Below are 25,850 nucleotides of genomic sequence, written 5' to 3'. Positions count from 1 at the left end.
GCGATGTGGGGAGCGCGTCCCCGTTTCGCTCTGACACATGGCTAAACGGGGACTGGGTCCCCGGTATTTCCCGTAGCAGGGTTTTTTTCTTTGTGACCTGGCTCACTAGCGCCCGTAGGGCGCTACCGGCGCTACTGATGGGAAACCCACGATCGGTCTCCTCCAACGCGCGCCCCCATCCGCAGCAACGCAGGGTGAGCGAAAGGGTGCAGCCGGAGACCGGCGGCTGCCGTGGCGCGGGAGGTCCCCTGCATGCAGCCGCAGCCTCAGCGCCCCCGGCCGGGCGCGGCGGGGTCGCCCGGCCCAGGCCGTACGCAGCATCCTGGGCCGGGTCGTGCGGGGTCGGCCGGGTCGGGTCATACGCAACCGGCCGGCTCGGGTCGTGCGGAGTCGGGTGGGTTGGGGCGTACGAAGTCGGGTGGGCCGGGGCGTACGAAGTCGGGTGGGCCGGGCCGTACGGAGTCGGGTGGGCCGGGCCGAACGCAGCCGCCCCGCTGTCGGATACCCCGGCTGCCGCGGCGCCGTCTGGCGGCCCTGGCCTGCGTGACCGCCCTGATCTTCTCGGTCAGTACCTCGGCCGGCACGGGCCACCTCGCCCCCGGCGCCACGACGGCCGGAGCCGGACCGATCTCCCTGTCCCGCACCTCCTCGCACGGCCCCTGCCTGATCCGAGGCGCCCGCGAGATCCAGATGTCCGAGGGCATCCCCACCTCCGACGGCTACTCCCGCTCCACCGGCACCGTCCGCGCCCTCACCCTGATGATCGACTTCTCCGACGCCCCCGGCGACGGCGACGCCCTGGCCCGCTTCCGGGAGTTCTTCCCGCAGACCAGCGAGTGGTTCCGCACCAGTTCCTACGGCCGCCTCGACTACCGCCCCGAGACTCCGATCCCGGGATGGCTGCGGATGCCGAAGTCCTTCCGCGAGTACGGCATAGAGCGCGGCGCCCCCTTCGACCCCGGCTACCGCGCGCTGGTCCAGGACCTCGTGGCCGAGGCCGACCCCAAGGTGGACTTCCGCGCGTACGACCTGGTGAACGTGCTGGTCACCCCGAACGCCGGCCCGTCCGCCCTGGACACGGTCCTGTCCGTCACCTTCGCCGGCAACCCCGAGGCCCCGACAGCCGACGGCACCCCCGTGGCCAACGCCTCGTTCGTCTACTCCCGACAGGACGACGGTTCCGGCTCCTACGACCGCAACGGCTACCGCGTACTCCCCCACGAGAACGGCCACGTCTTCGGCCTGCCCGACCTGTACACCGCCGAGGGCGGGGGTGCGGTCGGGCACTGGGACATCATGAGCGAGGACTGGGGCGCCAACAACGACTTCCTCGGCTGGCACAAGTGGAAGCTGGGCTGGCTCGACGCGGCCCAGGTCCACTGCGTGGCGACCCCCGGCACCACGGAGTACACCCTGACCCCGCTGGCCCGCGCCGGCGGCTCCAAGCTGGTCGTCCTCCCCCTCGACAGCAAGACCGGCTACGCCGTGGAACTGCGCACCCGCGCGGGCAACGACGAGACGGTGTGCCGCCCGGGCGTCCTGATCTACAAGGTCGACGCGGAGGTGGACACGGGCATGGGCCCGGTCACGGTCTACGACTCCCGCCGCGACAGCGGCGGCTGTACCCGCGCGCCGAACGTCCACGCGGAACTGTCGGACGCGCCGTTCACGCCCGGGGAGACGTTCCGGGACCCTCGCAAGGGAGTGGAGATCGAGGTGGCGGGGGTGGATCTGGAGGGTGGAGGTGGGGGTGAGGGCGGGTATCGGGTGCGGGTGACGAGGGGGTAGCGCCGCCGAGGGGGAACCCGTCCCGGACTCCGGATTACCGTAGGCCTGCCGCGACCGCCGTACCGGAGAGCCGATGCCAGCGAAGCCCATGAACGACGACCCCGAGGGGTCCGCCCCCTCGGCCGACGAGAACGGGGCGCCGGTGAATGACGGCGGAACGCCGGTAAATGGCGGCGGGACGCCGGCCGATGCGGGTGGGCAAGCGGCCGATGCGGGTGGGGCACTTGCCGAGAGGGCGGGCTCGTCTGCCGAGGGGACGGGCGCGTCTGCCGGCGGGGCGAGCGGGGCGACGGCAGAGGTCGCCGACACGGCCACACCGGCCAGGGGGGCGACCACACCGGCCAGGGAGTCGACCACACCAGCCAGCGGCTCGACCACATCGGACGAGGCGGTCACGCCGGACGAGGCGGTCACGCCGCTGATACGCGGCATCACGGTGCTGCGGGAGCTGACCGAGGCGGACGGCACGCTGAGCCTGAGCGGCCTGGAACGGGCCACCCGCCTCGCCCGCTCCACGGTCGACCGCATCACGGCCACGCTCGCCCGTATGGGCTACGTCCGCGTGGACGGCCGGGACGTACACCTCTCCCCCCGCCTGATGGAACTGGGCAACGCCTACCTCACCGCCCTGCGCCTTCCCGCCCTGCTCGCCGCTCGGGCGGACGCCCTGGCCGACGAACTGGACGAGTCGGTCTCCCTGGCGGTCGCCGACCGCGACGGCATCCGCTTCATCCACCAGGCCACCCGCCGCCGCGCGATGTCCCTGAGCTTCCGCATCGGCGACCTGCTCCCCGCCGAACGCACCGCCCCCGGCCCTCTGTTCGCAACGGAGTGGACGGCCACCGACTGGCAACGCTGGCGCGAACGCCGGGCGGCGGACCCGAGGGACCTCTCCTTCACGGCCGTACCACCCCGCAAGTACGGAGCGGACGCGAGAGACGACGAGATGTTCGTGAGCCGCACGCAGGAGGCGGCCGCGAACGGCTGGGCCTTGGACGACCAGCTGATCGAGCCGGGCTTGGTGGCGGTCTCGGTACCGGTCCGCTCCCCTCACGCGGTCGGCGATCACCGGCCGCCGGCGTGCGTGGCCAGCGTGGTCAGCCACACGAGCCGCCACACGGCACACAGCCTGCGCACCACCCTGCTGCCGAGACTGCGGGCGGCGGTGACGCAGATGGAGCAGGAGCTGGACCGCACCCCACCCCCGTCCCCCGGCACACCACCGTCGAACCTGGCCCTCTGGACGGGCGCGTCGAAACAGCGACTCGGCCGCGACTTCATCGAATCCCTGGCGCGGGGCCTGACGGTCCTCACGGCCTTCGGGGAGGGCAGGCCGGAGCTGACGCTCACGGAGGTGGCCCAGGCAACGGGCCTGGCCCGGGCGACGGCCCGCCGAGCCCTGATCACCTACGAACACCTGGACCTGGTGACACCGACAGGCGACCGCACCTTCGCCCTGACCCCCCGGGTCCTCTCCCTGGGCTTCCCGCCCCTCTCCCGCACGACCCTCCCCGACATCGCCCACCCCCACCTCTCCGACCTGACGTCCCGCATCCACGAGTCGACGTCATTGGCGGTGCTCTCGGAGTCGGGCGAGGAGATCCAGTACACGGCCAGGGTGGCGACGGGCCGGGTGATGAGCGTGAACATCACGCTGGGCACCCGCCTGCCTGCGTACGCGACGGCTCTGGGCCGAGTCCTCCTGGCGGACAGGACCATCGGCCAAGCCCCCCTCCCCCACGACCTACGCCCCCTGACCCCTCACACGATCACGGACAAGGAGCGACTGACCCACACCCTGACCTCGGTCCGCTCCCAGGGGTACGCCCTGGTGGACGAGGAACTGGAAGAGGGCCTCCGCTCCATCGCGGTCCCGATCCGCGACCGGTCCGGAAGAGTCGTGGCCGCCCTGAACACGGCCATGCACGCGAGCCGCCACAGCCTCCGGGAGTGTGTAACGGACCTCCTCCCCGAACTGACGGCGACAGCCACCCGCATCGAGTCGGACCTCCACACCGCCACCCGCTTCACCCACGTCCCCCTGACCTGACCCCCACACCCACCCGACCCGTATCCGGTACGCTGACGCCTGTGGTCACCCCAGACCACAGGCACGCCGCTGCTTGCGTCCGATGCCACTGCCTTCGTAGCTCAGGGGATAGAGCACCGCTCTCCTAAAGCGGGTGTCGCAGGTTCGAATCCTGCCGGGGGCACAACGCGTTACCGCTCTGACCTGGGGTTTCTCCCTCAGGGAGGGCTCATGCTCGGCCTCGGACTCCTCGTCCGGGGCCGTTTGCGTGAGCGGGAGGACGTCACCGTCGCGGTGGGCCGGAGGCTCGGCCGACCCGAGTTGGGGTGACAGGCCATAAACACCTGGCATCCACACGTGTTCCGGCATGCTCAGGAGGACCACGCCGCGAGGAGTTCCGCCGGGCCGTACGCAGCGTCGAGCCCCGCGCAGTCGATCCCGCTGCGCGAGACAGCGATCACAGGCACGGGAGCAGGCGTGAGCGCGGCGCGATGCCGGTGCAGCGCCGCGAGATCGTGCCGGTCGAACGCAGAGTTCTCCAGCCACTTCACCGAGCCGACGAACAACAGTTCCTTGGCGATCGGCGCGCGGTCCGCTCCCACGACGTCGATCTCCACATCGTTGGTACGGGTCCAGTAACCGCCGATGGCGGGGGCGGCGGGGAGGTTCGCGTCGGGCAGCAGCCGTGCCAGCGCCTCGCGCACCAGAGGTTCGATGGCCCTGCCGCGCCAGCTGGTCCAGTTTTCGCGGATGCGCTGCAGTGTCAGGTCACCCCGGCCCCGCTCGATCTCCTCCATCGTCGGGCCCAGGAGCTTCAGCCAGAAGCGGAGGTAGGGATCCGCGACCCGGTAGCGACGATCCTTCGAAGGCCGCGTGGACACGGGAAGCTCCGCCGCGATCACCCGCTTGTCCGCAAGGATCCCCAGCGACCGCTGTAGCGGGGTCGCCCCGATCCCGCCGGCGGCGCGGGCGATATTGGAGAACGTCCGCTCACCGCTGCCGATCGCCGAGAGGACGGTGCGGGCCTGGACCTGCTGGGGGAACTCTGCAGCAAGCGAGCGCTCCGCCGATACCAGCAAGGCCGAGACCGGATCGCTGAGCGCCGCCTGCAGGAACTTCCACATTCCGGCGCCGTGCGTCCACTCCGCACAGATCAGAGGCAGTCCACCGGTGATCAAGGCCGCGTCGAAGGCCGAGGCAGGATCGAGGCCGAGCATCTCGCCCACCTCCGCCGGGTTGAGCGGACCCAGCACCATCTCCCGTCCGCGCTGGTGGAACGGGCGTCCATAGTCGTTGAGCGCCTCCATCATCGACAGGTCGGAACCGATGAGAACCAGCAGAACCGGCTTCGTCTCCAGCACTCGGTCCCAGGCCCGCTGAAGCATGCCCTCGAAGGCGCCCTCCGCATCCATCAAATAGGGCACCTCGTCCATGACCACCACGCTCGCCCGGTCGTGCGGAAGTGCCGCCGCCAGTACGTCGAAAGCCGCATCCCAACTCGCCGGGCGGGCCGCGGCCAGCAGATTCGCCAGCGGAAGGCTGGACGACTGCGCATCCTGGCTGAGCCGCTTCAGGTCCGCCCCCGGCGACGCCCCTGTGGCGGCATAGAAGAGGAACGGCGCACCGGACCTCTCGGCGAACCGCTCCACCAACCGCGACTTACCGACCCGGCGGCGCCCTCGAAGCATCACGCACCGCCCAGGCCGCTCCCCACCGACCCCAGCCGTCACCTTGCCCAGCTCGCGATCCAGCGTCTCGAGCTCGTGCCGCCTGCCCACGAAATCTGCCATGCCGCCACCTCCCCAGCATCATCACCTAACGCCACAGATACTAGCATTGAAGTTAGCAACATCAATGTTAGTTACAGGAGCTCGAGAGATGCTGCTCCCCCGGTCGCGGGAGAAGATCAGCGTTCCGCGCCCCAGCATGGTCCGCCATTGGAAGCCCCACGGTCGCCGGATGCGTGAGCGGCGCGTGAGCGGACTGCGCATGGATTGACGGCCTCTCGTTCCATGCGAACGGGGGGCCGCTTTCATGACCCAATGCCACGTGAATGCCACACGCCCAAATGATCTTCCATGAGAGGGGCACGCACCTGGGCCTGCCGGCCATGTCCCAGCGCCTGGCCCGCGTGGGAGGCCGGCTGAGTATCGGCTGCAGTGAGGACGGCGGAGCGACCGTGCAGGCGTGGGCAGCGGAACCGCCACAGTGCTCAGCCCGGCGCCGGACTGCCGAGTGCGGGGCCGCCGCAGCGGCGATCCGCACGATCGATCGATGTGATCACCCGATCGTGAGTTCTTCCGGACTCCCACCCGATGTGACGCGATGCTCAAAGGGACGGCGCGTGACCGGCGCCGCCCGGATAGGCTGTGGGTGGGGAAGAGCATGACGCGAGAAGCGGGACGGCGCCAAAGCTCGGACGAGCAGGCGTTGCTGCTGGTGGCCGGGCTGGCCGATCTGGCCGTGAGCACGCTGGGTTCGGCCGTCGGCGCGGTGCGGGGGCTGTTGCGCCGCTCGGATGCCGCGGAGCTCGCCGCGCAGGCCGAGCACGACCTCACGGCGCGTGGGCGTCTGGTGCTGGACCGGTACGCGGCCGTGTCCCCGGCCCACCTGGAGATCCTCGCCCGGCACGTGTCGGCTCGGAAGAGCGCCGATGATGGCTGACCGGTGGGAGCCCGTCGCGTTCAAGGTCCGCGTCGACGAGGTGCTGCGCCGGTTCGTCGCCCAGGAAGCCGACCAGTTCGCCGCGATCGATCCGCTCCTGGGCCCGGTGGCCGAGCAGTTGGAGGCCGCGGTCGCGGAGGGCAAACGGCTGCGCGCGGCGTTCTGCTACTGGGGCTGGCGCGCGGTGGGCCAGCCGGACAGCGACGCGCTGGTGCGGGCGGCGGCATCCATGGAACTGGTGCACGCCGCCGCGTTCGTGCACGACGACCTCATCGACGACAGTCCGCTGCGGCGCGGGCGCCCCACGGCCCATGTCGCCCTGCGCGATGCCGTACGGCGTCGTCCGCGCGGCGCGGCGGCGGCGAGGTCGCTGGCGATGCTGGTGGGAGACCTGCTGATGGCGCTGGCCGGGCAGTTGTTCGCCACCAGCGGCCTGCCCGCCGCGTACCTCGCCCGTGCCCGCCCCCTGTGGTCGGTGATGGCCCGGGAACTGATCGCGGGCGAGTGCCTGGAGATCCTGCGTACCGGAGCCGTACCGGACACCGAGGCGTCGCTGAAGGTGATCCGCTACAAGACCGCCAAGTACACCGTCGAGCAGCCTCTGCTGATCGGCGGCGCCCTGGCCGGGGCCGGCACACGGCTGCGCGAGGGCTACTCCGCGTACGGGCTGCCGCTGGGCGAGGCGTTCCAGCTACGGGACGACCTGCTCGGCCTGTTCGGAGACCCGGAGCGCACCGGCAAGGCCAACGCCGACGACGTGGAAGGCCACCGGCCTACGGCCCTGCTGGCGGAGACCTGGCGCCTGGCCGGAGACGAGGACCGCGTGCGGCTGCGCGCCGTACTGGGCCGACGCCGCCTGGACGCGGATGCCCTGGACACGGTCCGCGAGGCAATGCGCGAGCTGAGGGCACCCGACCGCATCGAGGACATGATCGGCGTACGGGTGGAGGAGGCGCTCGGCGCTCTCGACGAGCTGGGCGTACCGGCCCCTGCCCACACCGCCCTGACCGCACTGGCCCGCTCCGCGGCGGACCGCCAGTTCTGAGAACTCAGCCACAACGGAGCCCTGCCATGACGATGACGTACACCGACGCGTCGATGGACCCCCTGCGGCAGGCCGGTGACGAACTCGCCGACGCCACCGTCGCCACGCTCTTCGAACGCGGCCAGGTGGGCACGTTCAACTCCCTGATGCGCTACGTCTCCACCGCCGACGCTCCCCTGCCGGACGGTCTGCCCGACGTCGCGCGGGAGTACCTTGAGGCCACCCGTGTCCCGCCGGCCTGGGTGGACTGGTCGGAGATGGAGAAGGCCCGGCTGTTCTTCATCGACAACAACGTGCACATCTCCACCGCGCTGTCCTTCGCCTCCATGCCCGCTTGCTACGTCGTACCGCATGTGGCGAAGCTGCTGTCGGCCACCCACGGACTGAAGTACCCCTCCAAACGGATGGCGGAGACAGGCCAGTTCACCGTCTACCTGATGCAGCCCGACGCCTTCGAAGCAGGCGGCCGCTTCATCCCCGCCGCCCAGAAGGTCCGCCTTCTGCACGCCTCCATCCGCCACCACCTGGGGCGCGAGAACCGATGGGACGCCGACGCGCTGGGAGTGCCGATCTGCCAGGAGGACATGATCGGCGGCCAGATGTTCTTCTCCCTGCTCGTGCTGGACAGCCTGCACCGGCTCGGCATCCACATGTCACAGGAAGGCGCGGAAGCCTACTACTACGCGTGGCGGGTGGTCGGAGCCATGCTCGGCGTCGACCAGGACGCGGTCCCCCAGACCCTCGACGAGGCCCGCCAGTTCCTCGACCTGTACATGATCCGGCACATGGGGCCCTCCGAAGAGGGCACGCAGCTGACCCGGCAGCTCATCGACCTCTATGAGGAGATCGTGCCCGGCACCTTCTTCGACCCGATCGTCTCCGCTCTGATCCGCCACCTCACCGGCGACACCTGCGCCGGCTGGCTCGACGTACCGCACACGCCGTGGGACACCGTCGTCAAAGCCGTGCCCCGCCTCCTCGGTGTCCTGGAGACCATCGAGGACCGCTCCCCGCTCGGCGCCTGGGCCCTGGACCGCCTCGGCCACCTCACCACAGTCTTCGAACTGTCCTCCCTCACCCGCGGGCGCGTCATGCACTACGCCATCCCCGAACAGCTCAAGAAGGACTACGGCATCTCCCCTGCGGTGCCCCGCACCCGCCGATGGGATCCCCCCGCGGCCACAGTCTGTTGATCACACAGATGCCCAAGCCCCGGTATTGCACGCTCCAGGGTTCAGTGCGCACTGAACCCGTCAGCTGGTTGCCAGGGCTGATCCCAGCGCAAGAGACGATGCGCACGGATACAGCACACATGAGGACGGGAAACCCCGCGAGCAGGTGAGAACTACAGGGTGGTGATTTCCCAGGCCAGACGCCCTGCGCTCGACGTTTCCGCAGGTCACAGCCTCGCCCAGGGAAAACTCCTAAAGCGGGTGTCGCAGGTTCGAATCCTGCCGGGGGCACAGAGAGCGCCTGTTCAGGGGCCCTTCCGTCAGCGGACGGGAGGGCCTTCGTCCTCGCGGCGCACATTTGGCACACATTCGGCTGCGGGCAGAGGTGGGGAGCTGGGCCGGGCCCGCAAGGGGCCCCCTGGGGGCCGTGAAGAGCGCCACAAGCGCGGTGAACGGCTCCAGCCGTCGACGCTGACCGGCAAGGCGGGCAGAACATAGCTCGCGGTCGTCGGGCATTTGATGCCTACACTCACCCAACTCCTGTGGTTCGACGCGAACTTCAAGTACTGGCCTGACACCAACACCTCGTCCCGGACGCTGTGGTGAGCCGTGACACGCTAGTTGGCACCTGGCTGCGAGACTTGGAACCCGTGCGGTCGGCGCCGACTAGGCTCACCTTCATGTCCGAGCCGGCCCCCGACCCCCGTATGCAGTCCTTGATCAACCAGCTCGGGCCGGGGGTCGTGAGAACGGTGAAGGTCACCGGGTTCGACGGGGCGGACGTCCTGGTGGAGCTTGTGGATGCCGACGGAGGGGCCGAGATCGGCCGGATTCCTCGACACGAGGCATCGATGCGTCGGATGGAGCATCCATCCGAGCTGTTTGAGGTCGGCCAGGAGATCAATGCCGAAGAGATAGGGCGTCGGCGCGAAGGTCAGCTTCACCTCTCCGCCAGGGCGTGCGAGATTCCGGCCTTGCGGTCCTTTCTCCTCGCGTTTGAGCGAGGGCAGGTCGTCGCTGGGACAGTCTCCGCGGTTCACGACTTCGGAGTCTTCGTTCACGTCGATGGCGAACCGGACGGCCTGTGCACCGGCTTCATCCGGGTGCCGGACCTGACATGGGGCTGGATCAACCACCCCTCCGAGGCAGTCGAAGCCGGCCAGCGGATCACCGCTGAGGTGATCATTGCCGAGCCGCGCTCCGGACAGGTCACGCTCTCGTTGAAAGCTCTGCAGGAGGATCCACTCGTTCGGTTTGCGGATCACGTCGGCCGGGTTCTCACCGGGCCGATCACCAGGATCGTCCCTTTTGGTGTGTTCGTGCAGCTCGCTCCCGACGTCGTGGGGTTCCTTCACCTCGCAGAGCTGACTGACGAGCCGGCCGAGACCCCGGATCAGTTTGTCGACGAAGGCGAGCTGATCACGGTGAGGGTGACCGAGGTCGACCTCCAGCGTCACAGGGTGCGGCTGGGCGCCGCTGGCGGAGCGGACAGAACCTAGTGCTGTGACCGCATAGGGCTAGGGGGCGTCCGACCCAGCCGCTTGAACGGATCGTTTAAAACGATCCGTTGACAATGATTCATGAACTGCCTCATCCTCTTCTTATGCCGTCGACCCCTGAACAGCACACCGACCCGTTCGCGCCCCCACAGCCGGAGCAGGCGCGAGTGCGCCGCGTCTACGCGTCCCTGTTTCGCATCGCCGAGCGCCACGCGACTACCGACGAGCAACGCCACCGACAGGTTCATCCCTCGGTCATCGGGCCTCACGAAGCCGTCAGACTCGTGTCGTTCCTGCTCAGTGGGGCCGCACAGCTCGACGACGCTGAGCCGGAGGTGGACCACGGCGACATCACCGCTGCGTTGAGCCTCGTCCCGCTGGTTCGCGGAGAGATGGACGAACTGGAAACCGGACTCCTCCAGATGGCACGTGGCCGCGGCATGACTTGGCAAGAGATCGCCTTCGGCCTCGGGCTTGGCTCTCCGCAAGCGGCCAGACAGCGATACGAACGACTGGCCAGCCGCGCCGCGCCCGACGCGGAGGGCCCGGAGTAGGAAGGGTCCGCCCCGGATTGCTCGCCAGACAGGGGCCGGGCATCTGGGGGCTGCGGCGCTCGAGCACGTGCCGACGCTCCACACCATGGAAGGAATCTCCAGGGATCTCAATCAACGACGACCAACACACCAGATCGAGCGGGGAACAGCGGGGAATCACGAGGTAAGCAGCCGCGCCAGACGGCGCCGCACCCTGAACGTTTGCCCAGGTCAACGCCCGATCCGCCCGCAAAATGGCCGCAGCGTCCCAAGCTGAGGGCGCACGCAGCATGCCCGGGCTAGAGAAGGTCCCTCCAGAAGGGGGCCGTCGCTCGCGGGCTCCAGCCATCGTCGGCCTCGCCCCGCGCCTCGTCGAACTCCTGATGCATGTAGTCGGCCAGGTCCAAGCCGTAGTAGATGATGTCGGTCTGCCACATCGAGAGCACCGGATGCCCGAAGCTTCCCCGGCCGGCAGGCAGGTACCGGTGGGCATACACGGGCACCAGCACCGGCGCCTCCGCCAGATGATGCCGCGCCGTAACCAGTGCCGCCGTCCCGTCGGCTGGACACTCACCCCAGCCCTCAGACCAGTACCCGTTGTGCTCAACGTCGAGCAGAACACCCTCGACCGGCCAGTCGAGCTGTCGACGCACGCTGTCCAAATCGCCGCCGCGCCACTCCGGCCAGGGCCTGGACCAGGTCTGCCCGTCCTCGGGAGGGACGTTGACCGGGAGCCCGGCCGCAAGGAATGCTCGGTGATCGTCCGCGAACTCGAAGCCGTACTCGCGCTCGATGCGCGTGAACTCGGCGTCCGTCAGCCCCGGCTCGAACTCATAGAGGCCTGTCTGTGCCAGGCGACGTGCGGCCTCCGCACCCAGGCGTAGTCCCTCTTTGCTGATCACCGCCGCACGCTAGCGCCGGCCGCAGCCAATCGTCACCCGAGTTATGAGCGTCCGTCTCAGTTTCCGTCTCGTTCAGCAGCGTTCACGCTCGTGCAAGGGAGGCCCACCCGCGCACACGTCCTGGCAGTCAGTCGCCCATGAACCCAGGTGAACGCCCCCCGCACACACCCCAGCAGGCCACCAACACAGGTGGAAATCGTGTTGGAGTGAGAGCAGAGCGAGTACTGCGCCCGGTCGGCGATACGTGATCAGCTTGGGGTGTGGAGACCATCATCGCCAGTGCCATAGCCGTTCTGGGGACCCTGCTCGGCTCGGGGCTCACCCTGGCGTTTCAGCAGCGCACCACCGACAAGGGTCATCAGTTCGCCCGCCATGAGAGGCTCCGGCAGGAGCGACTCGATGCTTACTCCGCCTATGCTGGCGCGCTGATCAACTATCGCCGCTGCCTGGTACATCTCTGGTTCTGCGAGCACGAACAACCGCCACACGAGGACCCCGGCATGGTGCGGGTCCGCGCATACGACCTGCGTTCCAGCGCCCAAGAAGCTCTCTTTCGGGTGCAGATGCTCACCGATGACGAGGTGTTGAGCGAGGCGGCAGAAGCTGCACTTGCGGACGTCGCAGCCCTGCCCAAGACGGACAGCAGGACTGAACTGGATCAGCGCAGGGAAAGGACCCGCGACGACATCAGTCGACTGGTGAGAGCGTCCAAGCGTCATCTCTGATGCGCATGCCAACGCGTCTGCTCGCACGGTCAGTCCGTCAGAGCCGTGTGCCGGGCGGGCCGCACCACAAGCGCACCAGACAAGGCGGGGAACAGCGGGGAATCATGGTGAAAGCGGCCTAGCCTGAGGAGGCGGCAAGCGGGGCGTTTCCCCAGGTCATTGCCCGGACAGGCGCCAAATGCTCGCAGCTTCCCAAGCTGAGAGCGCGCCAACGGTCGCTCCAGCCAAGTTGGCCCCGCCAACCGCTCTGTACTGTGCACGGCGAGGGGGCGACATGGTCGATCAGAACTGGGATGACGACACCGACTACCACCAAGCCGTGGGGCGGGCATGGATCACGGTGGCAATCGCTTCTTGCTGCTCGCTGGTGGTTATCGGGCTCGTGGCCGTCGCTGTCTTCGTCGTGGGCATCTTCATGGCTCTCGTGGATGCCCTCAGCGGATAACCCTGCTGAGGTACAGCAGCGAGGTACAGCAACCCCAGCAACCGGCAGCGCCCCCTGCCGCCCGTCATGGGCTTCCCGGCAGCCTGTATGACCTTCAACGACCGGTCTCTGTAAAGCTAAGGATCAGAAGGTCAGCCCTTGATTCCCGCTCAGCCCTTGATCGTGGCGAGGATCAGCGTCTGCAGTTGCTCCGCAGTGCGGTCGAGGGGCTCGATGCTGCGCTTGGCGCGGCACATGGCCACGGTCCCCTCTACGGCCGCGACGACGAGGGTGGCGAGCTGGACTGCCTGCTCGCTGTCGGCGCCATGCTCGCGCAGCGAGGCGGACAGCAGGCTCTCCCATGCGGTGAAGACGTCGGCGGCGGCCACCACGGCGGGGGGTGTCTCGTCAGTGGGCGGCTCCTCGATGGAGACGGCGAGAACCGGGCAGCCCGCCCTGAAGTCACTGTCGACGACGATCTTGCGCCACAGGGCGAGGAACGCCCGCAGCCCGGCGACCGGCCCCGCCTCCAGCTCCTTGCGCAGCCGGCGCGCGACCCACTCGCCCGTATAGCGGACGGCCTCGGTGGCCAACTGCTGCTTGCCTTCAGGGAAGTAGTGGTACGTCGAACCGAGCGGCGCCCTGGCGTGCTTGGCCGTCTCACGGATGCTCGTCGCGTTCAGACCGCGTCGGCTGATCATGTCGGCCGCACCGGCCACGATCCGCTCGCGCGCCGCCGGGCTGGGCTTGGTCACGTACACGATCCCTTCTGACCTCACTGGCTATAACGGCCGTCATAGTCTAGCGTGACCGTCGCTTATAACGACTGTCATAGAACTGCGTCGTCGAGCGAAGAGCCGAACGAAACGAAGAGAGGTATGCCCATGCCGATGATCCGGCTCACGGCCCCGGCCGGCGCCCTGACCGAACAAGGCCGCCCGAGCATCCAGCGCGACCTCGCCGCCGTACTGCTGCGCTGGGAGGGCGCACCCGACACGGCGTTCTTCCGCGCCCAGGCGTGGAGCTACCTCACCGAACTGCCGGAAGGCGCCCAGACCACCGCCGAGGACGACGCACCGCGCTTCCTGGTGGAGGTCACCGTCCCGCAAAGAGCCCTGTCCGAGCGCCGCAAGGCGGGCCTGATCGAGGAGGCGACGCAGACCGTCCTGGCCGCGGCCGGCCTCGGCCAGGACGACGCCCTGCGGGTGTGGGTGCTCGTGCACGAGCAGCCCGACGGCACGTGGGGCGCGGGCGGCTCCGTCATTCGCTACGACGACCTGGTGGCATTGGCGAAGGGACAGCGCACCGATGCGTGAACTGACCTATGTCGCCAAGCGCACCGTCGAGTGGCGCGAGGCACCCGAACCCAAGCTTCAGTCCGACCGGGAGGCGATCGTCGCACCGGTGGCGGCCACCCCTTGCGACGTGGATTCCTCGATCCTGGCCGGGCACGGTTTCGTCGAGCCGCCCTTCGCCCTCGGCCACGAGTGCGTCGCCCGGATCGTCGAGACCGGCGACGCCGTCACCGCCCTAGCCCCCGGCGACCTCGTGGTCGTCCCCTGGTCCATCAACTGCGGCACCTGCGAGCGCTGCCGGGCCGGGCTGACCGCGCACTGCACCGCCGTCCCCTACATGGCGATGTACGGCGCACCGATCGGCGGCAGCTGGGGCGGGCTCTTCTCCGACCTGGTCCGGGTGCCCTACGCCGACGCCATGCTGGTCCCGCTACCGGCCGGGCTGGACCCGGTCGCCATGGCGTCCGCCAGCGACAACTGGTCCCTGGCCTGGCGGCTGGTCGCCCCGCACCTCAAGGCCCGCCCCGGAGCACGCGTCCTGGTCATCGCCCGCGGCAGCATCGGCCTCTACGTGTGCGACATCGCCCGCGCGCTCGGCGCCTCCGAGGTGCTCTACGTCGACCCCGCCCCCGAACACCGCACCCTGGCTCGCGCGTTCGGAGCCGCCACCACCGAAGCCCTGGAACCGATCCCCCAGGGCTACGACATCGCCGTCGAGGCAACCGGCCGCGTCGACCAGCTCGGCCTGGCCGTCAAGTCCCTGACTCCGGAAGGGATCTGCGAGTCGGCGGGCAACCATTTCCGCCCCGGCGAGCTGCCCCTGCTCGACATGTACCTCACCGGCGTCACCCTGCGCGTCGCCCGCGACAACGTACGTGCCCACATCCCCGACGCCCTCGAACTCGCCGCCTCCGGCAAGGTCGCCCCCGAGAAGGTGGTCTCCCACGTCATCGACTGGGAGGACCTGCCGACCGCGCTGCCGGAGAAACACCTCAAGCCCGTCTTCGTCCGGGCAGAACCGTGACAGAAGTCGTCGGCAGCACGGATCCAGCCCACATGAGGCCGGGCAACCCCGCGAACGCGCTCCTTCCTCTACGGCCACCTCCGGACAGTCCTGATCGGGTGCTACGGCAGCGTGGCGGAGAAAAGAGCACTGTTTCCTGGTATGTCATGAGTGGATGATCGAGCCGTCTGCCGCCGCACAACTCCGCCGGATCGCACGTCGACGGGCCGCCAGGGATCATCGACGGCAACGGAGCCAGTCCATCGGGCCGGGCGGCGACAGTGGTATCAGCCGACTGACGTGGTTGGCACTCGCGGCGTCCATGCTGCCGGGACTGGCTGCGCTCGTCGCCCTGCTGTTCACGTGGATGTCGGTCGGGCAGACCAACAAAGATCTGCGGATCGCCGAGCAGGGGCAGATCACCACCCGGTTCAACGCCGCGATCACCAACCTGGGATCAGAATCGTTGGATGTGCGTCTAGGGGGTATCTACGCCCTGCAACGCATCATGCAGGACTCCTCTCGAGATCAGCCCACCGTCGTCTCGGTGTTGTCCGCGTTCGTACGCCAGCACGCTCCCGTTCCGGTCAGTGGCTTCAAGCCGGCAGAGGAGTACAGACCCCCTACCGACGTAGCGGCTGTGGTTTCCGTGCTGGGCAACCGGTCCGCCGACCGGGAGGTGACCGAAGACGGGAAGCCGCTGTACCGAGCTGATCTGAGTAGTGTGGATCTGCGCGGTCTGGAGCGCGAAGTGGGGCTCACAGAAGGCGGCATGCCCAGGCGCAGCAACTTCCGCTTCGCGGATCTCACTGGAGCGGATCTCCGAGACGCAGGCCTCGAGAATTTCGACCTCTCAGGCGCCTCCCTCGACAACGCGAACATGTCCGGTGTGAGGCTGCCGAATGCGGACCTGCGGCACGCATTCCTCGGGGGCGCCAATTTGACCAACGCGCGCTTGGGCGCGGCCGACATGGCCGGCGCGGACCTCGGCGGAGCGAACCTTCACAACGCGCACCTGAACAGGGCCGAGGAAATTGGCGACACCAGAGAGGCCGACTCGAGCGCCAACTTGACCCGCGTTTCCCTGATCGGCGCGAACCTGAGCAACGCGGACCTGCGCGGCGTGATCCTGATCGACGCGGACCTGACTGACGCGGACCTGGCCGGCGCCGACCTGCGCGGCGCAGACCTGAGCCATGCGGACCTGAGCAACGCGGACTTGACCGGGGCAAAGCTGTCGGGCGCGAAGCTGTTGGGCGCGATCCTCGAGGGCGCACGCGGAGTGCCTCCTCACAGCCGTGGCGGCACGCAGTGATCCTCCGGCCGCCGCACGCGGACTGCCGGTACAGGAGAGTCGGCGCACCGGACCGCACCGGTGCAGCACCCCCTGCAGCTACTGCGGAACAGCGCCGGGAACGCGGCGGTCATGGCCAGGGCAGGCCGCGACCGCGCTCTGATATGCGAGCTCGGCTTTGGACGGTGTGACGTGCCTCAGCCGGCGGCCTTGGCGATGATGCGGCCCATCTCCTCCTGGCCGAAGGCCCGCAGGGTGGTGGTACGGACGTTTCCCACTCCGCCGAGCTGCAGGAGCGCCGCGGTAGCGGTTTCGTCGTCGGGCGCTTCGACAACGGCCACCAGGTCGTACGAACCGACGGTCCAGTAGATGTTCAGGAGCTTCGCCCCGAGCTTCTGTACCCCCGAGGCGAAGGCGTCGGCACGCTTCGCGGTGTCCTTGTAGTTCCGGATCCCTTGATCGGTCCAGTTCAGCAACGTGACGTACGTCGGCATGGTCTTGTCACCTTCATGAGGGAACACATCGCGATGCCAATGCTGGGCATAGATACCGAAACCTGCATGATGTGCGCACCCGAATGAGTAATCAGCGTCACGCGACGGCGGTTCCCTCGAGCTCGACCAGCTGGCCGGGGATCGCCAGCCGCGTCACCCCGAGCATCGTGGTGGTCGGCGCCACCGCGGCGGCGCCCAACCGGGCCGCCAGCACGCCGTAGTGCCGGAGGAGGAGATCGACGTCGGTCGTGTAGACGTTGAGCCGGACGAGGTTCGGGAGAGCCATGCCGGCCTCGCCGAGCACGGCCTCCAGGTTGTCGATGCTCAGCGCCAACTGCGCCGCCATGTCACCGTCGTGCTGGGGCTTGCCGTCGCCGCTCATCGCGGTCTGCCCCGAGATGTACAGGGTCCGGGTGTGCCCGGAGACGACCTCGCCCTGGTTGAATCCCATCTCCACGGACCACTTCACCGGGTTGACCGCCGTACGTTCCATTGCCACGTCAGCTCCATTCGATTCATGGGGAGTACGCACGTGCATCGGCTCGGTGGCCACCGGCTTTGACGTCGTGACAACGAGCCTCCCAACAAATCACGACACCCTTGGTCATGTATTGCGTTAGCGTCCTTCCATGCGCGCCGACCGGTTGGTCTCACTGGTGCTCCTGCTGCGTCAGCGCGGGCGGCTGACCGCGGACACGCTGGCCCGTGAGCTGGAGGTATCCACCCGCACCGTGCTGCGCGACATCGAGGCGCTGTCCGCGGCCGGCGTCCCGGTCTACGCCGAACGCGGCCGGCACGGCGGTTTCGCTCTGCTGCCCGGTTTCCGGACCGAGCTCACCGGACTGAACCACGACGAGGCCCTCGCCTTGCTGGCTGCCGGATCGGCGCGCGGCGAGCAGGCATTCGGCCTCGGCTCGGCGCTCGCTTCGGCCATGCGGAAGGTCGTCGACGCGCTGCCCGAGAACCACCGGGCCACCGCGAGCGACGCGGCCCAGCGATTTCTCGTCGACCCGGAGACCGACCTGCTCTCACGTCGGCTGGTCACCGATGAGGTACCCGGCGCCGCGATGACCGAGGTCCGGCGCGCGGTGCTCGCCGGGCACAAGCTGCGCATCCACTACGCGGCCACGGGCCAGACACCGCGGTGGCGCACGGTGGACCCGATCGGCCTGGTCACCGTACGCGACCGGGGTTACTTGCTGGCCACGAGAAACGGCACGGACCGCACCTACCGGCTGTCGAGGGTGTTGGCCGCCGAGGAACTCCCCGAAACGGCACAGCGACCGAACCGGGTCGATCTGGACCGGATCTGGCGGGAACGCGCCGCACAGTTCCTCTCCGGCGGCGACCACATCACCGTGCTGGTCCGGGTGAACCCGGCGCGGCGGGAGGACCTGCTGGACACCGCGCTGGCCGTCCGCGCGGAAGAACCCGACGCGGACGGCTGGCTGCGGCTGGAGCTGACCTTCCAGGATTCACGACACGCCGAATGGGCGCTGTGGCAGCTCAGCACGGACGCGGAAGCCCTGGCCCCGCAGTCGTTGCGCTCCTCCCTACACAACCGCGCCGCCGCGGTCGCCACCCGCTACGGAGACTCGTCCCGGTGGCACGAGGTCGCCCCTGCGGTCGGCCCGGAACGGATTCAGCACTCATGAGTCGGGAAACCCTGGGAAGAGCTGAGCGCCTGGCGCGGCGGCGCCGTCTCACGCCGAAGTGAGGGCATCGAGGTGACTGAGGGACCTTGCTGGTCATGACTGAGGCCTTCGCTTTCCCGGCCCGTCCGTCCTGGCTGTGGGGGGGGCGAACGGGCAACAGCCGCCTGGTCAGCGGTGCTTGACGCCGGACTGCGCGGAAGGGGCGAGGGTGGGTTCGGTGACCGGGACGTCGCCGAGGGCCTGGTCGACTGCCGCCAGCAGGTCGTCCGACAGCTTCACGCCGGAGGCGGCGGCGTTGGCGTGGACCTGTTCGGGGCGGGAGGCGCCGGTGATGGCGGAGGCGACTTCGCCGCGGCGCAGGACCCAGGCCAGCGCCAGGGTGGCCATGCTCATCCCGGCCTCCTCGGCGATGGGGACCAAGCGCTGCACGGCTTCCAAGGTGGCGTCGCTGTAGACGAGGCCCTGGGAGACCGCCATCTCGGCGCTGGCGAACCGGCTCCCTTCGGGGACGGGCTGTCCGGGCTGGTACTTGCCGGTCAGGACGCCCTGGGCGAGGGGGGACCAGACGATCTGGGAGATGCCGTTCGCCGCACAGAGGCCGAAGATTTCGGCCTCGGGGGCCTGCCACAGCATGGAGTACTGCGGCTGGGAGGAGACGAACAGGTCGGGGCCGGCGATGTCGATCGCTGCCTGGATCTGCTCGGGGGTCCACTCGCTGAAGCCGAGGTAGCGCGCCTTGCCCTGCTCGACGACCTTCTGGAACGCCTCGATGGTGTCCTCGATCGGCACGGACGGATCGAAGCGGTGCGCCTGGTAGAGGTCGACGTAGTCGGTCTTCAGGCGCGTGAGAGAGGCATCGATCTGCTTGGCGATCTGGGCGGGAGACAGGCCCTTGTCGGCCGGGTCGTCGGACATCGGGCCCCACACCTTGGTGGCCAGGATGTAGGAGTCGCGGGGGTGGGCCGAGAGGATCTCACCCCAGGCCGTCTCGGCGGCTCCCCGCCCGTAGACGTTGGCGGTGTCGAAGAAGTTGATGCCGGCGTCGAAGGCGGCTTCGGTGCAGGCACGGGTCGCGTCGGCCTCGATGCCGCCGGAGTAGGTCAGCCACGAGCCGAGGGAGATCTCCGAGACCTGAAGGTCCGAGCTGCCGAGTGTGCGGTACCGCATGGATGCTCCTTGCTGGTTCAGTGTTCCGTGTTCGGTGTCCGTGTTCGGTGTTCCGTGTTCCGTGTTCCGTGTTCCGTTCGGTGCAAGTCCCCCGGTCAGCGTCGGCGGGCCGCCGGTTCCAGGGCGGGGTTGGCGAAGCTCCTGTCGGCCGGGTTGATGACCGTGCCGGGGGTGACGATGGCGTCGATGGGGTCCAGGACCGCGGGGTCCAGGACCACGTCGGCCGCGGGCAGTTGCGTCTCCAGATGCTGGAGCGTGCGCGGGCCGATGAGGACCGAGGCGACCGAGGGATGGTTGAGCGCGAACGCGATGGCCATCTCGATCAGCGTCATTCCGTTGTCCTCGGCCAGGTGGGCGAGAGCTTCGGCCGCCTCCAGCTTTCGCTGGTTGACCGGCAGGGCCATGTCGAAGCGGTCGGCGAGGCGCTGCCGGGCCGGGGACGGGGTGGGCAGGTCGGCGTCCTGGCGCCAGCGGCCCGAGAGCCAGCCACCCGCGAGCGGACTGTAGGTGATCACTCCCATGCCGTGCCGGGCCGCGGTGGGCAGGACGTCGGCCTCGATGCCTCGCACGAGCATGGAGTACGGGGCCTGTTCGCACACGAACCGCTCCAGGCGCCGGTCGTGGGCGGCCCACTGGGATTCGACGATCTGGCTGCCGGGGAAGGTGGAGGAGCCGAGGTAGCGGACCTTGCCCTGGCGCACCAGGTCCGTCAGGGCGCCCAGGGTCTCTTCGATGTCGGTGTCGGGTGAGGGCCGGTGCACCTGGTAGAGGTCGATGTAGTCGGTTCCCAGCCGGCGCAGCGAGTTCTCGACGGCCCGCGTGATCCAGCGTCGGGAGTTGCCGCGCTGGTTGGGGTCGTCCCCCATGGGGTTGTGGAACTTGGTGGCCAGGACGATGTCGTCCCGGCGGCCCTTGATGGCCCGTCCGACGATCTCCTCGGACTCGCCGTGGGAGTAGACGTCGGCGGTGTCGATGAAGTTGATGCCGGCGTCCAGGGCGCGGTGGATGGTCCGGGTGGCCTCGTCGTGGTCGGGGTTGCCCCACGGGCCGAACATCATCGCGCCCAGGCACATCTTGCTGACGGACAGGCCGGTCCGGCCCAGCAGACGGTGTTCCATGGTGGTCTCCAACTGTCGTGTAAGGCTTGCTCGGATCGAGGTGTCGGATGCCGCACGGGGAGGGCCCGGCCTCCCCGTGCGGTGTCAGCTCCGCGCTGCTTCCGTCTTGCGGTGGGAGGCGGCCAGCAGCCCGAGGGGCAGCAGGGCCGCGAGGGCGAAGGCGAAGCCGGCCAGCGACGGGCCCCGCAGGCCCAGGCCGGAGGTCAGGGCGATGCCGCCGAGCCAGGAGCCCGCGGCGATGCCGACCTGGAAGGCGGACGTGGCCAGGGCCATGGGCAGGGACCGGTCGGCTCCGGCGATGCGGACGACCTCGCCGACCACGATGGGATTGTTGGCGAAGCCGGCTCCGCCGAGCAGCACGACCAGGACCACGGCCACGACGCTGTTGGTCGCCCACAGGGTGATGGCGGCCAGCAGCGCGGAGGTGAGGGCGGTGGCCGGGATGAGCGTGGCGTAGGGCCGTCGGTCACCGAGGCGTCCGCCGACCGTGGTGCCGGCCAGGGCGCCGACGCCGAAGCCGAGCATCGCCAGCGGCACGACGGCGGTCGCGAGGTGGGCCCGGTCGGTCAGCAGCGGGGCGACGTAGCTGTAGGCGGCCATGATGCCCGCCTGGATGAGCGCGATGGCCAGGTAGACCAGCCACAGGCGCGGATGCTTGAGTGCGGTCGCCTCGGCGCGCAGGGAGGTGTCGGCACGTGTGGTGTCGGCGGGCAGCCGACGGGCCACCACGGCGGCGGCGGCCACGGCGAGAGCGGCGAGCATCCAGAAGGGTGCCTGCCAGCCGCCCAGTTGGCCGGCTGCCGTACCGAGCGGGACGCCGACGATGTTGGCGAGGGTGATGCCGCCGACCATCACACCCATGGCGCGGGTGCCGGCGGCCGGTCCCGCGGCGGCGGTCGCCACCACCGCGCCCACGGCCCAGAAGGTGCCGTTGCCCAGCGCGGCGGCGACCCGGCCGACGATCGCAAGCCCCAGGCTGGAGCTGAGCGCGCCGGCGACGTGACCCGCGGCGAAGACCAGCAGCGCGGCGACCAGGGCCGAGCGACGCGGCAGGCGCTGGGTCGCCATCGACATCACGGGCGCGCCGATCATCATGCCGACGGCGAAGGCGGTGATCAACGTCCCGGCGCTGGAGACGCTGACATCGAGCGCGCCGGAGATCTGCGGCAGCAGGCCCGAGATGACGAACTCGCTGGTGCCCATGAGGAAGGCCACGGCGCCCAGCAACCACACCACCGGCGGCAGCTTGACCTTCCCGGCCGGCACTGCCCTGCCGCCGTCGGCCGTGAGCGGTGCGGCGGCTGAGGGGTCCGGCTTCGTGGACGAGGGGGAACTCACTGACGATCCTTTCAAGAGAGCCGGCGCGGGCCCCGGTCATCCGAGGGCGTTCCGGCAGAGCGGCATGCGCGCCGAAGGTTGTGCGGGGGGCGGAGCGCTTCAGGCCCGCCGCAATCCACGAAACCAGCAGCCGAGCCCGGCAGACAGACACGCTTGTGAGGGGTAACGGCAGGGACCCCCTCATGCCGGGAGCCGACGTGACGCCGGGTGCGGAGGGCGGCGTGAGGTGCGGCGGGCCGAAACGGCGAGAGGGCGGTGCTGGGCGGGGAGCCCCGGAAGAGCCGACTTGGGTCAGCGTTCGGTGTCGGCCTGCGAGGCGGCCGCGTCCCGGTTCTGGCTCGCCGCCCAGGTGGCGAGGAGTTTCAGGGCGTCCGCGGCCGGGGTGCCGGGGTCGGCGCCGTACACGGTGATGGACAGCCCCTGTTCGCCGGGCAGGTCCAGACTTTCGTGGACCAGCTCCATCTCGCCCACCGCCGGGTGGTGGAACCGCTTGGTTCCCTCGGTGAAGACGTGCACGTCGTGCGCGCCCCACATGGTGCGGAAGGCGTCGCTGCGGGTGGACAGCTCACCGATCAGGTTCGACAGCTCCGGGTCGTAGGGGTTCTTGGCGACCTCGACCCGCAGTACCCCGACTCCGTCGCGGGCCACGCGTTCCCAGTCGGGGTAGAGCCGGGTGGCGCGGGGGTCGAGGAAGACGAACCGGCAGGTGTTGGCCGGCTCCTGCTCGAACACCTCACTGAGCAGAGCGCGGGCGAGCGGATTGGCCGCGAGGATGTCCATGCGGTTGTTGCGCACGTACGCCGGCTGGTCGTGCAGGCCTTCGACGATGCGCAGCACACTGGGGCGCACGGTCGCCTTTTTCGGGCGTCGCCGGGCCCGGGCAGGACTGGTGTTGGCCGCCCGGGCCAGAGCGTAGAGGTGATCCCGCTCGGTGTCGTCCAGCCGCAGGGCCTGAGCGAGGGCGTCCAGGACACTGTCGGAGACCCCGCCGAGATTGCCGCGCTCCAGGCGCGTGTAGTACTCGACGCTCATCCCGGCCAGCATCGCGACCTCACCCCGGCGCAGCCCGGGCACCCGCCGCTGCCCGTACACCGGCATGCCCGCCTGTTCCGGTGTGATCTTGGCGCGGCGGGACTTGAGGAATGCGCTGACTTCGGCCCGACTGTCCATGGATCCCAGCGTAGGAAGACGAAGCGATCAGTGGGGGTCCCTGTCAGTACCCCTCACAGCACGGACTCCCACAGCAGGGCCGGGGCGAGGGCGTGGATTCCCTGGCGATCCCCCCCAGGGTCTTCCGGCGCGGTTCAGGGCTTCTTCGTGGCCGACCGCCTCGTGTTCTTGGTCTTGCTCGTGCTTGTGCTCGTACTCGTCGTGGTCCGAGCGGCCTTGGCGGGCGGCTTCCTCCGCTTCGGGGTGGTCGGCCAGGTGAGTTCGATTTCCAGCTCGATCTCCCCGTCGCCGATCTCGACCTCCATCTCGCTGCGGAGGTCGTCGGGGATGCGCAGGCTCAGCGTTCCGGAGCTGAGTTCCAGTTCGGCATCGCCGCCTTTCCTCAGGGCGGCCGCGAGTGCCGTGAGCTGGTCGGCCGCCTCCAGGCGTGACAGCGAGCGCTTCTGCTCAAACTTGAGATCTGTCATGCGAGTCTCCGATCCGGCACAAAAGGCTGGACAACGTCCATTCTGGTGCCATGTGCGGGACGGGACATCCCAGGTGCGCGGCTACGCGAGCGCGTCCGCGCCTCCCTCCAGCCATACCCGCAGGTGGGAGGGGTGCCCGGTGTCCATGTGCACGGTGTTCGTGGCAATGGCGGTGCGGCGGGCGGTGGCCTCCGGTTCGCCGGTGTTGGTGTTGACGTCGAAGCGGGGGAAGTTGCTGGAGGAGATGTCGAGCCGGATGCGGTGGCCGGCGGCGAAGCGGTTCGCCGTGTCGGGGGCGGTCACCTCGATCTCGTACACCTCGCCCGGAACGAGTGGCTCCGGCCTCTCGTAGGAGCGGTGGAAGCGGCAGCGGACGATGCCGTCGGTGAGGTTCATGGCAAAGCCGTGCGGATAGTCCGCGTTGGGCGGGTGGACGTCGATCAGCTTGATGGTGAAGTCGGTGTCGGGGGCTGTCGTCGAGATGTGGAGCCTTGCGGACACCGGGCCGGCCAGCACCACGTCCCGTTCGAGTGGCGGGGTGCTCAGGCTGATCACGTCGGCGCGGGAGTCCAGCGGCAGGTACGGTTCGCGCGCCCCGTGCGTCCGTGCGTCCGGGGCGTTCTGGTCGTAGGCCCCGCCCGTCATGACCGGCTCGCCCGAGGTGACCTGTCCTCCCATGGTGGGTACGGGGTGGCGCGGGTCGAAGTCGTAGGTCACCGAGGCGACGGCCGCGGTGGGCGGGGCCACGGTGAGGACGCCGCCGGTGGTGAGGTGGAGGGCGACAGGGGCCGTCGAGGCCGGCGGCCACCGGGTGTCGGTGCGCCAGACGCCGCCGTGCCGCATCCGTCCTGCCGCATCCCGCCGGCCGTCCCCGCCGCCCATCAGGAAGTACTGGACGGCGGGAAGGTCCCCTCCGCCGTCCGGGCCTCCTCCGCCGTCCGGGTCCCCTCCGCCCTCCGGGTCCGTTTCGCCCCCGCGGCCCAGCGCCCGGTCGAACCAGCGGCGGCGGAACTCCAGGTACGACGGGGCGAGGTTGCCGTCCAGGGTCGCCCGCGGGCCGAAGTCCACGTCTCCGGCGTACGTCTCGCAGCGGCGCCCGTGCGTCCACGGGCCCATCACCAGGTAGGAGGGTGCCGACTTCGTCTCGCGCAGGGCGGTGAAGTTCTCGATGGTGGAGCGGACGTAGGGGTCGTACCAGCTGCCCAGGTGCATGCTCGGCGCGTCCGGGAAGCGTTCGTAGAAGCCTCGCCCGTAGAGAGCCGGGGTGCGGTAGTAGTCGCCGAAGGAGTCCTGCCGCCACTGCTCCAGCAGGAAGTCCTCGTACGCCGACAGGTGGCGCAGCGGCGTGCAGCCCGGCCGCCAGGGCATCGCGCCGAACCAGCCCGTCACATCCACGCGCAGAAGCTGCTCGGCCAGCACCGGATCCGCCGCCGCCTCCGGGCTCTGCACCGCGTGCCGCAGGGCCCAGGTCACCTGCTTCAGCTCGAAGGCGCCGCCCATCCGCATCCCCGCGTCGTACGCGCTGGAGAAACCGCCCGAGTCCTGGAACATGGCGGCGAGCCCCGGCGCCCCTTCGGCGGCCGCGGCCGCCTGGACGTGGGCGGAGTAGGACACCCCCGTCATCACGACCCTGCCGTCACACCACGGCTGGTCCCTGAGCCAGGCGATCGTGTCCGCCCCGTCCGGGCCCTCTCCGAGGTACTTCACGAACGTTCCCTCGGAGTCGCCGCGGCCCCGGCAGTCCTGCCGTACGACGTGGTAGCCGGCTCCGGTGAAGTGCCGGGCGATGTCCTCGGGCCGCGGGACCGGGGCGTCGCCGCGATCCTGGTCCGAACCGCGCCGCGCGCGCCGGCCGTACGGGGTGCGCTCGAGGAGCACGGGCAGCGCGGTCGCCTCCGGCTCGGGTGAGGCGGAGTACAGGTCGGCGGCGAGACGGATGCCGTCCCGCATGGGAATGCGCAGCGTGCGCCGCCACAGGGCACCGCCCTGGAGGGGTTCGGGCCGGCCGGTGCGGGAGGTGTCGTACGAGGTCACTCCCGTGACGCTAGGCAGTCGCCCGCGTCATGGC

24 protein-coding genes and 1 tRNA gene are annotated in these 25,850 nt (G+C 69.5%); 14 read left to right on the top strand and 11 right to left on the bottom strand.

The features are described 5' to 3' along the window. The first annotated feature begins 543 nt into the window (after positions 1 to 543). The 3 genes from OG542_RS23495 (at position 544) to OG542_RS23485 (ending at position 4,001) form a co-directional block, all read left to right on the top strand. Complete coding sequence (locus OG542_RS23495) at positions 544 to 1,788, top strand: M6 family metalloprotease domain-containing protein (RefSeq protein ID WP_408057785.1); 1,245 nt, start codon at positions 544 to 546, stop codon at positions 1,786 to 1,788. 73 nt (positions 1,789 to 1,861) lie between these two features. Then, complete coding sequence (locus OG542_RS23490) at positions 1,862 to 3,838, top strand: IclR family transcriptional regulator domain-containing protein (protein WP_328413557.1); 1,977 nt, start codon at positions 1,862 to 1,864, stop codon at positions 3,836 to 3,838. A gap of 90 nt (positions 3,839 to 3,928) precedes the next feature. Then, positions 3,929 to 4,001 (top strand) — tRNA-Arg (locus OG542_RS23485). A 187-nt stretch (positions 4,002 to 4,188) separates the two neighbouring features. Here the strand turns inward: OG542_RS23485 and OG542_RS23480 are convergent. Further along, positions 4,189 to 5,607, bottom strand: a complete 1,419-nt coding sequence (locus OG542_RS23480) for an ATP-binding protein (protein WP_328413556.1) — start codon at positions 5,605 to 5,607, stop codon at positions 4,189 to 4,191. A gap of 595 nt (positions 5,608 to 6,202) precedes the next feature. Between OG542_RS23480 and OG542_RS23475 the strand changes: the two genes are divergently transcribed. The 5 genes from OG542_RS23475 to OG542_RS23455 all read left to right on the top strand — a co-directional run bounded on the left by OG542_RS23475 (position 6,203) and on the right by OG542_RS23455 (position 10,751). After that, positions 6,203 to 6,481 (top strand): polyprenyl synthetase, encoded by a 279-nt coding sequence (locus tag OG542_RS23475; protein ID WP_328413555.1) that lies wholly within the window; start codon positions 6,203 to 6,205, stop codon positions 6,479 to 6,481. Beyond that, complete coding sequence (locus OG542_RS23470) at positions 6,471 to 7,526, top strand: polyprenyl synthetase family protein (protein WP_328413554.1); 1,056 nt, start codon at positions 6,471 to 6,473, stop codon at positions 7,524 to 7,526. Before OG542_RS23475 ends, OG542_RS23470 begins: the two co-directional genes overlap by 11 nt. Before the next feature lie 32 nt (positions 7,527 to 7,558). After that, positions 7,559 to 8,719, top strand: a complete 1,161-nt coding sequence (locus OG542_RS23465) for an oxygenase MpaB family protein (RefSeq protein ID WP_328418067.1) — start codon at positions 7,559 to 7,561, stop codon at positions 8,717 to 8,719. Positions 8,720 to 9,378: 659 nt separating this feature from the next. Then, complete coding sequence (locus OG542_RS23460; RefSeq protein WP_328413553.1) at positions 9,379 to 10,197, top strand: S1 RNA-binding domain-containing protein; 819 nt, start codon at positions 9,379 to 9,381, stop codon at positions 10,195 to 10,197. Positions 10,198 to 10,301: 104 nt separating this feature from the next. Continuing rightward, positions 10,302 to 10,751: a DNA-binding protein gene (locus tag OG542_RS23455; protein WP_328413552.1), complete on the top strand. Its 450-nt coding sequence runs from the start codon at positions 10,302 to 10,304 to the stop codon at positions 10,749 to 10,751. Positions 10,752 to 11,029: 278 nt separating this feature from the next. Here the strand turns inward: OG542_RS23455 and OG542_RS23450 are convergent, their stop codons facing one another. Then, a complete protein-coding gene (locus OG542_RS23450) occupies positions 11,030 to 11,632 on the bottom strand; it encodes a hypothetical protein (protein WP_328413551.1) in 603 nt (200 codons plus the stop codon). 260 nt (positions 11,633 to 11,892) lie between these two features. On the opposite strand from OG542_RS23450, the gene OG542_RS23445 reads away from it, so the two are divergent. Together OG542_RS23445 and OG542_RS23440 are read left to right on the top strand one after the other, a co-directional pair. Then, positions 11,893 to 12,357 carry a hypothetical protein gene (locus OG542_RS23445; protein WP_328413550.1) on the top strand — a complete coding sequence of 155 codons (465 nt, stop codon included), beginning with the start codon at positions 11,893 to 11,895 and terminating at the stop codon, positions 12,355 to 12,357. A gap of 274 nt (positions 12,358 to 12,631) precedes the next feature. Next, a complete protein-coding gene (locus tag OG542_RS23440) occupies positions 12,632 to 12,802 on the top strand; it encodes a hypothetical protein (protein WP_328413549.1) in 171 nt (56 codons plus the stop codon). A gap of 149 nt (positions 12,803 to 12,951) precedes the next feature. On the opposite strand, the gene OG542_RS23435 is transcribed toward OG542_RS23440, so the two are convergent. Next, positions 12,952 to 13,536, bottom strand: coding sequence for a TetR/AcrR family transcriptional regulator (locus tag OG542_RS23435; protein ID WP_328413548.1), 585 nt, complete (start codon positions 13,534 to 13,536; stop codon positions 12,952 to 12,954). A gap of 129 nt (positions 13,537 to 13,665) precedes the next feature. Between OG542_RS23435 and OG542_RS23430 the strand changes: the two genes are divergently transcribed. The 3 genes from OG542_RS23430 to OG542_RS23420 all read left to right on the top strand — a co-directional run bounded on the left by OG542_RS23430 (position 13,666) and on the right by OG542_RS23420 (position 16,394). Then, the gene (locus OG542_RS23430; RefSeq protein ID WP_328413547.1) at positions 13,666 to 14,097 is read left to right on the top strand and encodes a tautomerase family protein; all 432 of its coding nucleotides are present in this window, start codon (positions 13,666 to 13,668) and stop codon (positions 14,095 to 14,097) included. Then, complete coding sequence (locus OG542_RS23425) at positions 14,090 to 15,100, top strand: zinc-dependent alcohol dehydrogenase (RefSeq protein ID WP_328413546.1); 1,011 nt, start codon at positions 14,090 to 14,092, stop codon at positions 15,098 to 15,100. Before OG542_RS23430 ends, OG542_RS23425 begins: the two co-directional genes overlap by 8 nt. 154 nt (positions 15,101 to 15,254) lie before the next feature. Next, positions 15,255 to 16,394: a pentapeptide repeat-containing protein gene (locus OG542_RS23420; RefSeq protein WP_328413545.1), complete on the top strand. Its 1,140-nt coding sequence runs from the start codon at positions 15,255 to 15,257 to the stop codon at positions 16,392 to 16,394. A 176-nt stretch (positions 16,395 to 16,570) separates the two neighbouring features. On the opposite strand, the gene OG542_RS23415 is transcribed toward OG542_RS23420, so the two are convergent. Together OG542_RS23415 and OG542_RS23410 are read right to left on the bottom strand one after the other, a co-directional pair. Continuing rightward, positions 16,571 to 16,867 carry a GYD domain-containing protein gene (locus OG542_RS23415; RefSeq protein WP_193479906.1) on the bottom strand — a complete coding sequence of 99 codons (297 nt, stop codon included), beginning with the start codon at positions 16,865 to 16,867 and terminating at the stop codon, positions 16,571 to 16,573. 97 nt (positions 16,868 to 16,964) lie between these two features. After that, complete coding sequence (locus OG542_RS23410) at positions 16,965 to 17,360, bottom strand: RidA family protein (RefSeq protein ID WP_328418065.1); 396 nt, start codon at positions 17,358 to 17,360, stop codon at positions 16,965 to 16,967. A 136-nt stretch (positions 17,361 to 17,496) separates the two neighbouring features. Here OG542_RS23410 and OG542_RS23405 point away from each other — a divergent pair, with 136 nt between their 5' ends. Further along, complete coding sequence (locus OG542_RS23405; protein ID WP_328413544.1) at positions 17,497 to 18,522, top strand: helix-turn-helix transcriptional regulator; 1,026 nt, start codon at positions 17,497 to 17,499, stop codon at positions 18,520 to 18,522. A gap of 168 nt (positions 18,523 to 18,690) precedes the next feature. Here the strand turns inward: OG542_RS23405 and OG542_RS23400 are convergent, their stop codons facing one another. The 6 genes from OG542_RS23400 to OG542_RS23375 form a co-directional block, all read right to left on the bottom strand. Further along, positions 18,691 to 19,689, bottom strand: coding sequence for an aldo/keto reductase family protein (locus OG542_RS23400; protein WP_328413543.1), 999 nt, complete (start codon positions 19,687 to 19,689; stop codon positions 18,691 to 18,693). A 95-nt stretch (positions 19,690 to 19,784) separates the two neighbouring features. Next, the gene (locus tag OG542_RS23395) at positions 19,785 to 20,807 is read right to left on the bottom strand and encodes an aldo/keto reductase (RefSeq protein WP_328413542.1); all 1,023 of its coding nucleotides are present in this window, start codon (positions 20,805 to 20,807) and stop codon (positions 19,785 to 19,787) included. Positions 20,808 to 20,891: 84 nt separating this feature from the next. Then, positions 20,892 to 22,145 (bottom strand): MFS transporter, encoded by a 1,254-nt coding sequence (locus tag OG542_RS23390; RefSeq protein WP_328413541.1) that lies wholly within the window; start codon positions 22,143 to 22,145, stop codon positions 20,892 to 20,894. Between the two features lie 291 nt (positions 22,146 to 22,436). After that, entirely contained in the window at positions 22,437 to 23,315 is an 879-nt protein-coding gene (locus OG542_RS23385) for a helix-turn-helix transcriptional regulator (protein WP_328413540.1), read from the bottom strand. 134 nt (positions 23,316 to 23,449) lie between these two features. Continuing rightward, positions 23,450 to 23,782, bottom strand: a complete 333-nt coding sequence (locus OG542_RS23380; RefSeq protein WP_328413539.1) for an amphi-Trp domain-containing protein — start codon at positions 23,780 to 23,782, stop codon at positions 23,450 to 23,452. An 81-nt stretch (positions 23,783 to 23,863) separates the two neighbouring features. Beyond that, entirely contained in the window at positions 23,864 to 25,816 is a 1,953-nt protein-coding gene (locus OG542_RS23375) for a CocE/NonD family hydrolase (protein WP_328413538.1), read from the bottom strand. Positions 25,817 to 25,850 lie beyond the last annotated feature (34 nt).

This window comes from Streptomyces violaceus (assembly GCF_036014075.1).
GTDB classification, from domain to species: Bacteria; Actinomycetota; Actinomycetes; order Streptomycetales; family Streptomycetaceae; genus Streptomyces; species Streptomyces violaceus.
This window is presented reverse-complemented; position numbering and strand designations above follow the sequence as displayed.

Bases quoted from the DNA above. Each gene is read 5' to 3' on its own strand.
- OG542_RS23490 (WP_328413557.1), top strand. From the start codon at position 1,862: ATGCCAGCGAAGCCCATGAACGACGACCCCGAGGGGTCCGCCCCCTCG.
- OG542_RS23480 (WP_328413556.1), bottom strand. From the start codon at position 5,607: ATGGCAGATTTCGTGGGCAGGCGGCACGAGCTCGAGACGCTGGATCGC.
- OG542_RS23475 (WP_328413555.1), top strand. From the start codon at position 6,203: ATGACGCGAGAAGCGGGACGGCGCCAAAGCTCGGACGAGCAGGCGTTG.
- OG542_RS23470 (WP_328413554.1), top strand. From the start codon at position 6,471: ATGATGGCTGACCGGTGGGAGCCCGTCGCGTTCAAGGTCCGCGTCGAC.
- OG542_RS23465 (WP_328418067.1), top strand. From the start codon at position 7,559: ATGACGTACACCGACGCGTCGATGGACCCCCTGCGGCAGGCCGGTGAC.
- OG542_RS23460 (WP_328413553.1), top strand. From the start codon at position 9,379: ATGTCCGAGCCGGCCCCCGACCCCCGTATGCAGTCCTTGATCAACCAG.
- OG542_RS23455 (WP_328413552.1), top strand. From the start codon at position 10,302: ATGCCGTCGACCCCTGAACAGCACACCGACCCGTTCGCGCCCCCACAG.
- OG542_RS23440 (WP_328413549.1), top strand. From the start codon at position 12,632: ATGGTCGATCAGAACTGGGATGACGACACCGACTACCACCAAGCCGTG.
- OG542_RS23430 (WP_328413547.1), top strand. From the start codon at position 13,666: ATGCCGATGATCCGGCTCACGGCCCCGGCCGGCGCCCTGACCGAACAA.
- OG542_RS23425 (WP_328413546.1), top strand. From the start codon at position 14,090: ATGCGTGAACTGACCTATGTCGCCAAGCGCACCGTCGAGTGGCGCGAG.
- OG542_RS23420 (WP_328413545.1), top strand. From the start codon at position 15,255: ATGATCGAGCCGTCTGCCGCCGCACAACTCCGCCGGATCGCACGTCGA.
- OG542_RS23415 (WP_193479906.1), bottom strand. From the start codon at position 16,867: ATGCCGACGTACGTCACGTTGCTGAACTGGACCGATCAAGGGATCCGG.
- OG542_RS23410 (WP_328418065.1), bottom strand. From the start codon at position 17,360: ATGGAACGTACGGCGGTCAACCCGGTGAAGTGGTCCGTGGAGATGGGA.
- OG542_RS23405 (WP_328413544.1), top strand. From the start codon at position 17,497: ATGCGCGCCGACCGGTTGGTCTCACTGGTGCTCCTGCTGCGTCAGCGC.
- OG542_RS23400 (WP_328413543.1), bottom strand. From the start codon at position 19,689: ATGCGGTACCGCACACTCGGCAGCTCGGACCTTCAGGTCTCGGAGATC.
- OG542_RS23395 (WP_328413542.1), bottom strand. From the start codon at position 20,807: ATGGAACACCGTCTGCTGGGCCGGACCGGCCTGTCCGTCAGCAAGATG.
- OG542_RS23385 (WP_328413540.1), bottom strand. From the start codon at position 23,315: ATGGACAGTCGGGCCGAAGTCAGCGCATTCCTCAAGTCCCGCCGCGCC.
- OG542_RS23380 (WP_328413539.1), bottom strand. From the start codon at position 23,782: ATGACAGATCTCAAGTTTGAGCAGAAGCGCTCGCTGTCACGCCTGGAG.